Consider the following 13,943-nt stretch of genomic DNA (forward strand, 5'->3'; position numbering starts at 1 on the left):
TGATAGGAATTTCCTATCACATAAAAAAACCAGACCTTCTCATCGGAAAGTCTGGTACTATAATTAGGATAGCATCTTGTCAAGGGAAATGCAACCGACTTTGTTTAAGACGCAGGTTTCCTGTTTAAGACGCAAGTTTTTTCCTGCGGTTTTATGTTATACTAATATTGGATTATTGTGCAAAGGAGATGGCACGATGCAGATTGCGATTGTGGATGACAGAGCAGAGGACAGAGAAGAACTGTCTGCCTGCCTGGAAAATTATATGAAAAAGCATCAGCTGGACTATACGCTGACAGAATTTGAGGACGGAGAGAATTTTCTGAAAGCTGCCGCCCAGGTCAATTTTCAGCTTGTCTTTATGGACATCTATATGGAGAACATGGATGGAATGGAAGCCGCCAGAAGGCTGCGCCAGAAAAACAGGCTCTGTAAGATCGTTTTTCTGACCATTACAGAAGATTATGCCCGGATGGGGTACAGCCTGTCCGCCAGCTATTATCTGCTGAAGCCGCTTTCGCTCCATCAGGCAGATTTTGAAGAAGCGATGGAGCTGTGCCAGCTAAAACCGCCCTATGAAGTGATGACACTTTCGGTTATGGCTGACCGTCAAAAGCTGGAACTTCCCACAGAGAAAATTCTATACATAGATTATCAAAACCGTATGACACGGATTCATACGGCGGAACGCGTGATACCGGTAAGCGGAGGTTTTCAGGAGGTCACTGCCGCATTGCAGAAGGACAAGCGTTTTTTGCCCTGCTACCGGGGCGTTTTAATCAACATGGATTATATCAGCCATGTTGACAGCCAAACCTTCCGTTTGATAAACGGGGAGGCACTTCCGATTGCTCTCCGCAATGGAAAACAGCTGCGGGAAACCTACCGTCAGTATGTTTTCTCTGGAATGGGGCGTATCGTATGAGAATGAAACAAATACGCAGGCGTATTCTGGGGGGCTGTCTGGCCTGCCTCCTCTGCTTGACCGGCAGTATCCCCGCATTTGCCGCTGGAACTGCAACCCCAGCCAACGCCAATGAAAGAAGGGAGAATCCGCCGGGTTTAGAAAACAAAGCTTCAGGGGCACTGGATAGCGGAACCCCGGAAACACCGGAAGCATCGGAAGAAATACCCCTCGTCCTTGTCACGGAAATACAAAATGAAGGCGAACTGCTCTCCCTGCCGGCTTTTACCCTGCCCCTTAGAACCACACCGTCTGATGATGACCTGGAGGAAATTTATCAGCTGGCCCTTCAGTATCAGACCGTTTGCGCCACTGTAACAGCCGGTGAAGAAATCCGGCAGGAAACATTTTCTGTCGCATGGGATTTTTCAGCCATTGACCAGACCACTCCGGGAGAATATGCCGCAGCAGGCCGGATTGAACTGCCGGAGGGGTATGCCTTTGGTGAAGCTGTATTGCAGGAGCTGCAGATTCCCGTCCGGGTAGAAGAAATGACGCCTGCTGTCATTACCTCCATAGAGCAATGGTATCCTTATACAAATGCATTTGCGCTCCCACAGGGCAGCGAAGTTGAAGCGCTGGAAGAATTATTCGCCGCCTCCCCGTATTATCTGGAATGCTATGCGGAGAACGGAACCAGCTACACCGCTGTGGTGGAATGGGATTTTTCGTGTATTGATCTGAATACTGTGGGACTGTACCATGCAACAGGAAGGCTGATCGCACCGAAAAATACCGTATTTGCGGATCGTGTCGATTTCCCTGAAATTACAATTCCTGTTTCTGTTCAGGCTCCGGATAGACCAGACATTAACTGTTTTCTGGCCGCCAGAGGAAATCTTCATTTTCCCTGGGTTGCACCTCCGGGAAATCTGGATAAGATCAGCGTATGGCTGTCCGAAAACAACGGTTCATGGAACCGTCTGGAAAATGGCATTTACGTGGGGCGGGAAATGCTCTCGATTGCCACCCGTCTGCTGGCACCGGGCAGCAGCTACCGCCTTCAGGTTGATTATGGCGGTGGACAGACTGGTATCCTGTCCTTGACCTACGCAGATGAAATTGTCCTTGAAGGGTATCATGAAGGCGACCGGGATGGAGGGGATGCAGGCGGAAATCCACCCGATACCATCATTCAGCCGCCTCCTGAAGATACCGACGATCAGGATGATGGTTTTGCAGACAGGCCCTCCACGAAGCCTTCAAAACCACCCGCAACAAATGGCGGTGGAACGGATTCCGATGAACCGACTATACCGGAAATCGAAGCGCCCGTTATATCAGGTCAGCCAGAGGAAGATACCACTTTGACGCAGCCCCCTGAAGTGCAGACGATTGTCGGCGCTTCAGAGCTTACCGCTCCCAATCCTGCCTTGAAGCTTTCAGAAAACAGGAAAGATTCAGTGCAAAGCGTTATAACCGTTCCCCAGGAAGTCGCAGATTCCCAAAACTCTGCTTTTTCAGAGTTCTTCGATGAAACCACTGACCGGATTTCCGGCACACGCTTTTTGATGATGCTGCAAACAGGGGAGCAAAGAGCCGTCTTTTCCAAACAGGGAATCACCATCAGCATACCCAAAGACGCCTTGCCGGAGGGTATCCAAAACAAAGATCAGATTGAAGTCATCATCCAAAAGGATACGGATGGCGGTTTTTCTTTTTCGTTTTCCATCAACGGAACTGTGCTCAACTCCCTGCCGGATGTTTCTGTCATGCTGCCCTGTCCAAATGACCCGGCAGCCGGCACATTGTTCCTTTGTGATGAAAGCGGCGTGGAAATCCCCATGACCGGTTACGACGATACGGCGAAAGCCGCTTCCTTTCAGATCAGCCATACAGGGACTTACACCATTGTGGGAAAGGAAGATACCGCTTCCCTGGCACATGCTGCCGACACAGAGCACAGCTGGTCGCCCATATTCTTTTTCATTCCGGTCTGTCTGGTTCTTCTGTCTGCCGGTAAATTTTTCCTAAGGAGGAGGCGAAAATAAGATGGTATCTTCTGTGGTAAAAAAATATGCTGCCTTATGTATGGTCTGCCTGTGCTCATCCCTGTTTTTTCTTGGCCTGTATCAGTTCAATAATAAATATGGTCAGGACACAATCCAGGCGGCAAATGGGATTCTGGCGCTTTCTGAGGAAGAACTTCAAAAGTCACCGGTGCGCTTTCTGGTATCCGGCTGGGCATTTTATCCTGACGCGCTTTTGACCCCGGAAGAAATACGGGATGAAAGCCATTATATGCGCTACCTTTCCATCGGAGAGCAGACCAATTTTTCCAGTCCTGCAAGCCCTTCTCCCTATGGCTGCGGGACTTACCAGATGACATTCTTTCTGCCGGAACGGAAGGAAGTGTATGCACTGGAAATCCCGGAAGTGTTTTCTGCTTACAACCTTTATCTGGATCAAGACCTGATCCTGCAAATGGGGGAACCTGCACATGGGACACCATTGGTTCAAAACCGCATGGTCACTTTTCATGGCGGAAAACCGGTCACACTCACCATAGCGGTCAGCAACTATGACCACTTTTACGGAGGGATTGTTTATCCGCCTGCTTTCGGAACGATGCTGGCGGTAAATACAACCAGAGGAATCCGGTTTGCATTCTGCCTTTTTGGCTGTACGGTTACCTTTGTCTGTGCGCTGCTGTCCTTTTATTTCAGCCGCCGGATGAAACAGAAAAATACATTCCTGTTCGGACTGATCTGCCTTGCCATGTGCGGCCTGTCATCCTATCCTGTGCTTCATATGCTGGCTGCTGTTCCCATATTCCCCTGGTACACGATTGAACTGTTCTGTATCTATCTGGTTACCTGGCTGATTGTGGTTCTGCAAAACCGGATATGCAGGCCGGGCTTCCTGCCTGCGGCCATCAGTAATGGAGTGGGCGCTGCCTTCCTGGTATATGCGTTTTTGTATGGCATGATGGCTTCCCATCTCTCCCTTGGAGCGATTCGCTTTTTCTCTGCATCGGTCTTTTGTTATAAGGCGGCATCTGCGCTCTATCTATTTATCATCGCTGTGCTTGCCATTCACAGAGGAGAAAAACGGAGCAGGCCGATCTTCTATGCTGCGGCAGCCGCAACCTGCGCCTTTATATGGGATCGCCTTCTGCCGGTTTATGAGCCGGTTATCGGCGGTTGGTTTGTGGAATGGGGCAGCTTTTTCATAGCAGCCGCCATCGGTTATTCCCTCTGGCGCGATGTGGTAGAGGGGTATGGAAACAGCCTGATTTTTCAGGAAGAACGCAAGCAGGTCGTCCGTCAGCTTTCTATGCAGACCGAATACAGCCGTCAGGTTTCTGAAGCAGCGGCAGAAAACAGAAGGCTGATTCACGACATCAAACACCATCTGCACACCATAGACCGCATGGCCTCTGAACGTGGGCAGACGGAGATCTGCTCCTTCCTGTTACAGGTAGAGGAACAGGTTGCGGTGTCATCGGGTCACTCCTATGTTGCGTTCTGCAAAAATCCCGTCGTAAATGCGCTGATTGAATACTACTACGGCATGGCGCAGATACAAGGGACAGAATTTCAGGTGCGGCTCGATCTTCCCGATCAGATGCCGCTTACCGATGTGGAACTGTGTACGGTGCTGGGCAATCTTTTGGACAATGCCGTTGAGGCATGTAGCCGCCAAAATCAGGGAGTGCGCCGCATTTTAGTTGCCGGCGAAACCAGAGGCAATATGTACTTTTTGAAGATTGAAAACACTTACGACGGGCTAGCCTTTCAGGAGGGAAAAACATTCCTCTCCCGAAAGGGCGCATCCGCTGATCATGGAATCGGGCTTTCCTCTGTCCGAAAAATCATTGAAGGCCATGGCGATGATCTCGATCTTGTTCCCGGTGAGGAATCCTTTCTTGTTGGAGTTACAATACAGATGTAAAAACTGTATTTTGAGGCGCATTCAGATAACATAGGCAAGACCTGATGGATGGACTTTGAAATAGATTTTTGCAACCTTTCGCACTTTTCTATTCCAATATTAGTATATCCAAAGCAGAATAAAATATGAAATACCACATCAGGCAGTCCCTGTTCATCAATAACCTTCTGCATTTGATCACGCAGGTGGCTGTCTCCGATAGGAGAACCAAGGAAAAAGCCAGACACTGCTTTTCAGTATCTGGCTTTTTATTGTAGATTTTTAATAACCTATTCACCTATGGAAGCAAACAGGTTACTGATAAATTCAAATGCCTGAATTGCTTTTTCAAAGCTCTGCCGATTGGATGTGTAGAGCAGATCTTCATGAAGAGTTTCATATCTTCTACGAATTTCATCGTTGAAATACTGTTTCCAGTTTTCAAAGGCATATGCCCCCAACGGATCATAATCTTCAGAAATATTACGTTTCTGAAGATAGAAGCTGTCCGTTTCTTTTGTGAGCTTTAGAAGCTGCTTCAGCCGTTCGGTATTATTCAGGAAATCCTGAATGTCACTGCGATCCAAAAGTACCGTAACATCATATATGTGACGCACTTTTCTTGGAAGAGTTCCGCAGATTGCATGCCTTTCTCTTCGAGATATTCCTGAATATAAGTTTTCATGCTTCTCTTTGAAAAAGGATCCGGTCTTACACTAGAACCAATCTCCAGTTTTACCCGGCAGGTTTCCTTGCTTTCATTTTCAGGCCAAACAAATGCACTTTTGTTTCGGTCATTACGTTCATCTTCAATTTTCTCCATCAAAAAACCGGCTGAGATAGTATCTTCAACTCGTTTCAAAGCCTTGCTGTATTTCTTATTAGTCATATCTTCTACAGGTATGAATGTCAGATCAATATCTTCGGAAAAACGATTGATAGATCCTGGATAACATTTGCTGAGAGAAGTTCCTCCCTTAAACACACAAACTTCGGCGTATTCGCTGTTTTGAAGGTTTTGCATCATTTGAACAATATAGTAATCCCTGCGAACCGCATCAGCAGGAACTCCTATATAATCTGCTACAATGGCAATCAGTTCTTCAAATTCTTCTTTATGCTCGTGCAGGTTCATAAAATTCCTCCATTTCTGGAATTGCATACGATGAGAGGGCTGATAAAAACTGGTGCAATGTGTTTTCAACACCAAGATAATTCAGAAAGCGCTCCAGAAATGCAATCGTAGATTTCTTATACTTCCGATTTTTCAGGACAAACACCGCCGCAGTATCAGAGTATTCCGTCGCAAATTCTCTCATATATGCTGCTAATGCAGATTTTCTGATATCTTCAATGGACTTATAGTTCTGAAGAATCTCCATAGTTTCAATTACCGGAATCGTCTCCTGCGTCAAATCAATCCCACTGTTTGTCACACAAATATTTTGGATATTTTTCTTTTGTTCTGTAACAGCAGAAGAAAGAACCTCAACCCGTTTGCTTATCTGTGTTGTTAAGCCCTTTTGATTGTAAAGTCTGTAGCCAATTACAATTCCCCGGCCATTGTTCGTATAGTGACCAATAATCTCTTTTTCACTGATTGGAATTGTTCCAAAGCGAGATTTCTTTGGTCTGTAATAAAGACCCTTGGTAAGATGTACAAGGGAACCTTGTTTGCTCATTCTTTCCAATGTTTTATAGTAGGTCATTTCAGGAACAGTGCCGAACGATTTTTGATATAAAATACTTGCTTCCAAAAGCTTGTTCTCAGGCTCCTGTTCGATCACAGTTTCAATATACTTTGCATAGCTATTCATACGACACCTCCTCAATCTCATTATATGTCAACTTTCCGATATGTCAAGTAGAATTCAATTTTACTTGATCGTTAGCAACTGTAATAATATCTTACCCTGTTGATAGCTAATTTATACAGCATCATGATCCCGCCACTAATGCAGAATCGAATCTCTGACCTGTTTTTAATTCAATCTCTTCGCCAGGCTCGTCAGCAAAGCCGTCATCTCCGGATTTCTCAGAACCTTCATCAAAAGTTCCGCATCCACCCCTTCCGGAACAGCCACCGTGTTTGCTGTCTGATCAGCATCTGCACCCTTCATCTGAGGATTAAGATTTTCCCTGTTATAAAACGCATCCTCCATTCTCTGTGCATTCCTTCGCCTGTCTTCGTCAATGATATGGCCATATACCCCCGTCACCATGTCCGGAATCGCCCTGGACCGCTTTGATGTCTCCACCACTAAGCTTCAGCTTGTATGTGACACTTGTATGTCGGAGACTATGAAAAACCACATCCGGCAGTCCCTGTTCATCAATAACCTTCTGCATCTGATCACGCAGATAGCTGTCTCCAATTGGAAGACCAACTCAATCATACCTTGAGGTTTTTTTATTCAATTGGTATTATTTCTGAATTACAGGAATGCTCCTTATTTATTAAACTTATTGATTGCTTCACTTGATACGAAGCTGCACACATTATTCGACTTGTGCTCGTCAACAGATTTAAGTATAGGAAAGTGAATTTTGCATTACAAGCAAGCCGGGATTACATTTCGGTTTTTTCCGCTACTTTGCGTGGCATTTATTGATTTCAAGCCAATTTAACGATATGAGGCTCTATCGGTGCTTTTCGTAAAATCGTAGCCAAGCAACTGCTTTGCTGTTTCACTTTCTAAAAACACCACATCCATTGCGGCGGTTAATATAAACACAAGCATAGATTTGTAAGTTTCTTTTCACAGTATAACACATACCTATCTCTATGCGTATGTTATACGCGAATGATCACAGGTACCTTACGATAACCAATCTTTTCAGCTGCAAATTTTCTTCTGTGGCCCGATATAATCTCATAAGTCCCATCCTGCCTCGGTCTGACTATCAGAGGATTTAATATTCCATACTTCTTAATACTCTCCTGCAATTCAATCATCTGACTGTCCGCCTGAACCTTGAATGGATGGTTTACAAATCCCCGAAGTCTTTCCAGCTCAATCTCTACAACTCTTTCATCCTGATCCAGCAATTCCTTCTTTTCTTCCATAGGCAACTTCCTTTCCCTGAACGCACTCGCGATGCTCGCTCGTTGTCACGGCATTCGTCAAAGTCTCAAGCAAGCTTGGACCTTGACTCATTGCTCACGCAAAAAAGCCCGTCCAGAATAGATTGTATTTATCTAATCTGAGCGGACTCTTCCGACAGGCCTGATATCACAGGCAAGAATATAGTGTTTTGTCTCACTGTTTTTCCTAATTTTACACTCCAAAACTCATCCTACACTGTAGTTAATCCCTTTGGGTGACAGACCTAAAAATATGAATCGGTGACAAGCATCTATCCCCGCTGACAAAATCAGTCTTTTCTGCCTTGTTTCGCTGACAAATTTGTCACTGAAATTGCAATTCTGCATGAAAAAAGCGGCAATGAAACTATCTTCATTACCGCTAAAAATGAGCGTCTCCTATAGGAATCGAACCTACAATAGAGTCTTAGGAGTTCATCCTGGTACAGAAAACAGCTTGCATTCTATGTCAATCAAAGTCATTCAAAGCCTTGATTTTACTGCTTTTTCTGTCAATTTCTGAAAAGATAAGAAAGCCTATTTTCATCTGAGAGATTATAGTTTGGGTGGATAAATGGTGGATTTTCCACCATTAGGGTAAAGCCAACCTGTTCCTTCCAATTATAAATGATGACTACCATTACCTGACATTTTACAGTAATGATTATTTGGTTTTCTTATTAGATCTATGTCTATTATACCGTGCTTGCGGTCAACTGTCGATAACAAATTGACCGCAAATGTATTATTTTTTCTTACGTTTACACTTTGTATCACAAAACTTCTACACTTCAAATACTCGGAAGTGTTTCTGAACAGATTCATATTTCCCTGTTTCGTAATTTAGTATTTTCCATACCGGATTTAATTGCTCGTCCGTTAACGGAGTAACCTGATTGTCTTTATCCAGCCATGCAAAAATTATCTGTTCTGATTCTATCCAGGTTAAGTTTTTATCCTTCTTTATCTCATCAATATTCTCCTAAATATTTTTCTAGTCATTGCAATATAAAATTGCTTATACAGTCTCTCCCTTAAGAGTCCTGGTATTCTGGATAATATACAGAGCGACCGATATGACCATCATTATAGCGCACAAACCAATCAACAGATCTGATACCATCGGTGTAATGTGGAACCATATAATATGCACCGCTGCAGTTCCATATAATAAAAAGGTTACTATCTTTCCATGCCAGTCTGCACCATGTACTTTTCCTGTCTTTCGTATCACAAGACATCCACTGACTACCATATACAGCTCCTTACCTGCCATTATTACGATTAAAAGAAGCATATGCGGAAAACGAGTAAACAGACAGATTAACATCGCTGCCTGTGTCAACTTATCAGCCACCGGATCAAGTATTTTTCCTAAATTACTAATCCTATGGAATCTTCTTGCGATATATCCATCAGCAAGATCCGTAAGACCAGACAGCAATAAGATTTCACCAGCTAACAGAGGATTTTTCTTTACACAATAACTCCATATAATTACCGGAATCAGACAAAGCCGAAAAAAAGAAAGAAGATTAGGAACCGTAATAATTCTATTCAAATTTTCTTCCTGATTCACTTCACTCTGCATGTACGGTCACATCACTTTCCTTTTTTTTAGACATAAACCAATAAAATATAACACAAAATGCTAAAGCAAACACAACACCAAAAACATTTTGAATCACTCTAAGACTAACCGCTCCTTGTAGTCCATAAGTCTCTGCAGCAATGGCTAAAGCACCAAATGTGTTAAATACTGCCTGCCAGCCATATTGTGCTGAAAATCCTACACCGATTCCACCAAGAATTCCTATATATGCATAGATTGACGAAGGAAGCAGAAAATATAATACTGTAAAACATATAACACCTGCAATATTTCCGACAATCCTTTTACGGACTCTGTAGTGCATATCTTCCATAAACGGCAAAATCGTGGACATGGCCGCAATACCAGCCCACATTGCACGTGGCATATTACAAAGTTCTGCAATGCAAAGGACGATCGGTACGCATAAAATCTGACATATCTGCCATTTTGTTCTGGAAGAAGTGATATCAAATTCTTGTATCAGATCTTTCAGATTTCTTTTATAAGTTCTGTTTTTATGATTTCGATAAAATACGAAGCAGGTAAGTGCTGCACCTAAAGCCATTCCGACTAATCGCATCTGATAGCTTTTTCCCGTAACATCATAACCATATAGCAGCAGATACCCAAGAACCAATGTAGATTGATTAAACATGAATGGATTATGGCATCCGAACAGAATCAACACAGCCAGTGCCGCAATATTTAACAGCATTCCCAATACCGGTGAAAACTGATTTGCTAAATGCGGACATACAGTCATAATTACAAAGAACAAAGCCAAAAGCATCGTAGATTGTCCGGTGTGGATCCCCAGATCCGCATTCCGAAATACCATAAGGCATAATAAAACTACTACACCCACAATACTATTCTCATTTCCAAATAAGATACTGAAAATAGTAACAAATAAAAAACAAAATGCCATTGTAACAGCTATCTTTACCAAATATACCAGTATATGATATGATTTTTCTTTCACTGTTTCACTCTTTTTCAACAGATTTTTAGAACCTGCCTGATTTAACTGCAATTCCTGATAAAATGTCATGTAATTCCTCCTCTATCTGTTTTTCTTAAACTTATATGGCCTCATCTTTCTGTATTGGAAGCTCTACAACAAATCTGCATCCACCATATTCACGGTTTTCTGCTTTGATTGTTCCTCCGGCACTATCTACAATCCGTTTTACAAGTGCAAGACCTAGGCCATTTCCTTCTGCTTTATGAGATCCATCTACTTGATAGAACTTGTCAAATATTCTGGATTTTACATCATCCTCTATTCCTGGTCCTTCATCTTCCAGAATGAACTTAACAGAATCCTGTTCTTGTTTCAGAAACATCGTAATTGTCCCCTTTGAAGGGCTGAACTTAATCGCATTATCCAAAAGATTTATCCAGATATGCATAAAAAGTCCTTCATTCCCAGTATATTTAACTTCCTCCAATTCTACCTGAAAACCAATTTCTTTTTCTGTCCATTTTGTTTCCAATGAAAGAAATGCCTGGCGGATCTGTTCATCCAGACGATATTCTGTTTTTTTCATTGGTATATTCTGATTCTCTAACTTGGATAACAGCAAAATATTACCAACCAATCCGGAAAGTCTTTGGGTGTTAAATAAGATTTTTTCTACATATTCCTCTTGATCCGGAGACAGTTCTTCTCCCTGAAGCAGCATTGTATATCCTTCAATGGCATTAATCGGGGTCTTAAACTCATGAGAAACATTAGATACAAAATCCATCTGCAGCACCTCTGTTGCACGAAGTTCTTTTGTCATAACGTTAAAACTTTGATAAGATTCTCCAACTTCTGCTATACGGCTGTTCGTTTCCAAATGCTGTTCAAAATCTCCCCGAGAAACTTCCTTCATTGCTTTACTAAGCCTAGTAATTGGTTCCAGTAACTTTGCATTAATAAAGGAAGTGATCAGCCCTGCAATCAATGTATTGAAAATCAAAAGCCAGCCAAGCACAGGTATGCTGCCCGGCAGATTAAAAAAATGATTCAAAAAAGCAAATAATAAAGCAGATATGACTGTTGAAAATACAAGTGCCAGCCAGATTGCACCAGTCAGACAGGATCGGATCCGCAATCCTTTTTCTTTCTTTTGTTCCATTATTTTTTCACCACCTTGTATCCAATTCCACGCATTGTTACGATTTCAAAATCAGGGTTATCTTTAAAACGCTCTCTGATTCTTCCTATATGTACCTCTATCGTATGTGGGTCTGCCTCCGTCTCGTATCCCCATACTTCATCCATCAACTGTTGTTTTGTAAATGTTCTGCCTGGCGAAGCTGCAAGCTTATATAAAAGCAGGAATTCTTTTTTAGGCAAAACAAGACTTTCCTTATCAGTTGTAACCGTCATTGCATCATAATCAAACTCTGTTGAACCGATCACAATTTTGTGTTCATTCAGTATCTGTGCACGGCGAAGCAGTGCTCCAACTCTTAAAACCATTTCATTCACATTTACCGGTTTTACCATATAATCGTCACTTCCCGAAAGAAATCCCTGACGCATATCATCAAAGGAACCTTTCGCAGTGATCATAAGCACTGGTATCTGATATCCTGCTGAACGAAGTTCTGACACCAGTTCATAGCCATCCATAACCGGCATCATAATATCAGAAATGATCAGATCAATATATTCCTTATCCAATACTTCTAATGCCTGTGCTCCATCCGATGCACTTTTGACCTGATATCCATTCTTCTCAAGCACTTTTTGGAATAGCTGGCTTAATTCTTTATCATCTTCTACAATCAATATTTGAAACACGTTTTCCTTCCTCCTTATTAAAACAGATACCTTGCCCATCCAAGCAGATGCTGTACCAAAAATATTTTTCTCTGACGTTTCTTTGTTAATTCGATTGGCTCTACATGATATGGATCACGATAGGTTCCATCTTCCAATACCTGGCGGGACACTCTTTCATATTCCATCATGCCCTCTTCCAACTGTTTATTAATATCTTTACTGCGAATTACAAGCATCAGTTCCGTATCCAGATATGCACTTCTCATGTCCATATTAAAGGAACCGATTACAGACAGATCATCGTCAATCAGAATACTTTTTCCGTGGTATGAATAACCGCCTTCATATTCCCAGATATTAATTCCTGTACTTAAGATTCTATTTCTGTTTTTCGCATAATCGGCAGCCCCAAATGGATTCCCATTATTCGCAACTGAATTTGTCATGATAGAAAAATCTGAAACGTTCTCTGCAATCTCCTCCCATGTATTATACATCATATCATTACAGATAATATATGGCGTGTGGATCTTCACACGATTTTTTGCATTTTTCATCAATTCTCCCAACTGATACCACACTACTGGTTCTTTGGAACCTGTGTGAATAGGATTTGACACTAATGCAATCTTTTCTGTCTCAAAAGTTTCGTCCGTGTAATCGGTATCGCAGATTCTTTCCTTATTCTCTTCAAAATATTTCTGATAGCCGTTCTGCAGCTCTAAAACTGCGTTCTTTACAGATTTTCTATTTGCCAGTTTTTTATTGTCATGAAAATAACCACTGTCTTCTTGTTCCCATATCGTTTCAAAATACTCTAACAACTGGTTAACTGAATTTTCTTTCTCAGGTTCATCGCAAACCACTAACACGTCTCTGTCATAGTTCTTATGTCCCGGAAAATCACCCAAGAAATAATTGTATGTATTTCTTCCCCCAAGAATATATCTCTTTCCATCTGCAATCAAATATTTATCATGCATTCTACCCATCATCTTCCATGGTTTCAACGGATTGGCCTTATTATACAGTTTAATTTCAACATTCTCATGGGAAGATAATCCATAGAAATACGGATTTCCTTCCATATCAATCCAGCTCTCCATTCCATCTACTAACAGACGAATATGTACACCTCTGTCTGCCGCATCATGCAGTGCTCCTAAAATCAATTTCCCACTTTCATCGGATTGAAATGCAAAAGTAGAAAGAATAATTTCCTTTTTTGCATTCTTGATCAAACGCACTCTTTGTAAAAGCGCTTCTGGATTCTTTTCTATGATTACTGCCCGTTCTGTATTTTCACTGCATTCGTTCCATGACCCATTTTTTGTTTCTTTTTTGGTTGTATCGGACACTTCCGGCTGCTTTTTATATGCAACGCAGATTCCAAGCAATTCATAAAAAGCCACACATAAAAAAATTGCCAGTATAACAAGAAGGATTTTACATATTTTATACTTTTTCATTGTACATCACCTGATTCCTTTTTATTTCATACTTATACAATACAAAGTCAATCTCAATTTAACCTCAACAAGGTTTGTTTTTTTCATCCATGCAAAATCTTCTTTGTACAACAGACTGTTAGATATAGCAAAAACGGCCTTTCAAAAACAGTTAACTTCTAAATCAACTGTTTTTTGAA

General features: G+C 42.1%; 11 protein-coding genes and 2 pseudogenes. 3 read left to right on the forward strand and 10 right to left on the reverse strand.

Annotation, left to right across the window (positions count from 1 at the left end; translation table 11 throughout):
- Positions 1 to 196: 196 nt before the first annotated feature.
- The 3 genes from OCV77_RS07310 to OCV77_RS07320 are packed head-to-tail and all read left to right on the forward strand — an operon-like array spanning position 197 to position 4,858.
- Positions 197 to 925 carry a LytR/AlgR family response regulator transcription factor gene (locus OCV77_RS07310; protein WP_262574341.1) on the forward strand — a complete coding sequence of 243 codons (729 nt, stop codon included), beginning with the start codon at positions 197 to 199 and terminating at the stop codon, positions 923 to 925.
- Positions 922 to 2,955, forward strand: coding sequence for a hypothetical protein (locus OCV77_RS07315; protein ID WP_262574342.1), 2,034 nt, complete (start codon positions 922 to 924; stop codon positions 2,953 to 2,955). The genes OCV77_RS07310 and OCV77_RS07315 overlap by 4 nt, the downstream gene beginning before the upstream one ends.
- A 1-nt stretch (position 2,956) precedes the next feature.
- A complete protein-coding gene (locus OCV77_RS07320; RefSeq protein WP_262574343.1) occupies positions 2,957 to 4,858 on the forward strand; it encodes a sensor histidine kinase in 1,902 nt (633 codons plus the stop codon).
- 269 nt (positions 4,859 to 5,127) lie between these two features.
- Here OCV77_RS07320 and OCV77_RS07325 read toward each other — a convergent pair whose 3' ends face one another.
- The 10 genes and pseudogenes from OCV77_RS07325 to OCV77_RS07370 all read right to left on the reverse strand — a co-directional run bounded on the left by OCV77_RS07325 (position 5,128) and on the right by OCV77_RS07370 (position 13,764).
- Entirely contained in the window at positions 5,128 to 5,424 is a 297-nt protein-coding gene (locus tag OCV77_RS07325) for a hypothetical protein (protein WP_262574344.1), read from the reverse strand.
- Positions 5,394 to 5,972, reverse strand: coding sequence for a nucleotidyl transferase AbiEii/AbiGii toxin family protein (locus OCV77_RS07330; protein WP_262574345.1), 579 nt, complete (start codon positions 5,970 to 5,972; stop codon positions 5,394 to 5,396). Before OCV77_RS07330 ends, OCV77_RS07325 begins: the two co-directional genes overlap by 31 nt.
- Positions 5,953 to 6,654, reverse strand: coding sequence for a DUF6088 family protein (locus OCV77_RS07335; RefSeq protein WP_262574346.1), 702 nt, complete (start codon positions 6,652 to 6,654; stop codon positions 5,953 to 5,955). Before OCV77_RS07335 ends, OCV77_RS07330 begins: the two co-directional genes overlap by 20 nt.
- Before the next feature lie 165 nt (positions 6,655 to 6,819).
- Positions 6,820 to 7,180: pseudogene (locus OCV77_RS07340) on the reverse strand (site-specific integrase); the annotation flags it as partial.
- A 454-nt stretch (positions 7,181 to 7,634) separates the two neighbouring features.
- Positions 7,635 to 7,904, reverse strand: a pseudogene (locus tag OCV77_RS07345) (ParB N-terminal domain-containing protein); the annotation flags it as partial.
- Positions 7,905 to 8,940: 1,036 nt separating this feature from the next.
- On the reverse strand, positions 8,941 to 9,513 hold the full coding sequence (locus OCV77_RS07350) for a CDP-alcohol phosphatidyltransferase family protein (RefSeq protein WP_008115839.1): 573 nt from the start codon (positions 9,511 to 9,513) through the stop codon (positions 8,941 to 8,943).
- The gene (locus OCV77_RS07355) at positions 9,503 to 10,567 is read right to left on the reverse strand and encodes an FUSC family protein (protein WP_117686676.1); all 1,065 of its coding nucleotides are present in this window, start codon (positions 10,565 to 10,567) and stop codon (positions 9,503 to 9,505) included. Before OCV77_RS07355 ends, OCV77_RS07350 begins: the two co-directional genes overlap by 11 nt.
- A gap of 31 nt (positions 10,568 to 10,598) precedes the next feature.
- The gene (locus OCV77_RS07360; protein ID WP_015559634.1) at positions 10,599 to 11,642 is read right to left on the reverse strand and encodes a HAMP domain-containing sensor histidine kinase; all 1,044 of its coding nucleotides are present in this window, start codon (positions 11,640 to 11,642) and stop codon (positions 10,599 to 10,601) included.
- On the reverse strand, positions 11,642 to 12,352 hold the full coding sequence (locus OCV77_RS07365; protein ID WP_003693048.1) for a response regulator transcription factor: 711 nt from the start codon (positions 12,350 to 12,352) through the stop codon (positions 11,642 to 11,644). Before OCV77_RS07365 ends, OCV77_RS07360 begins: the two co-directional genes overlap by 1 nt.
- Entirely contained in the window at positions 12,331 to 13,764 is a 1,434-nt protein-coding gene (locus OCV77_RS07370; RefSeq protein ID WP_262574350.1) for a phospholipase D family protein, read from the reverse strand. Before OCV77_RS07370 ends, OCV77_RS07365 begins: the two co-directional genes overlap by 22 nt.
- Positions 13,765 to 13,943: the final 179 nt, after the last annotated feature.

This window comes from Suilimivivens aceti (assembly GCF_025567405.1).
Taxonomy (GTDB): Bacteria; Bacillota; Clostridia; order Lachnospirales; family Lachnospiraceae; genus Suilimivivens; species Suilimivivens aceti.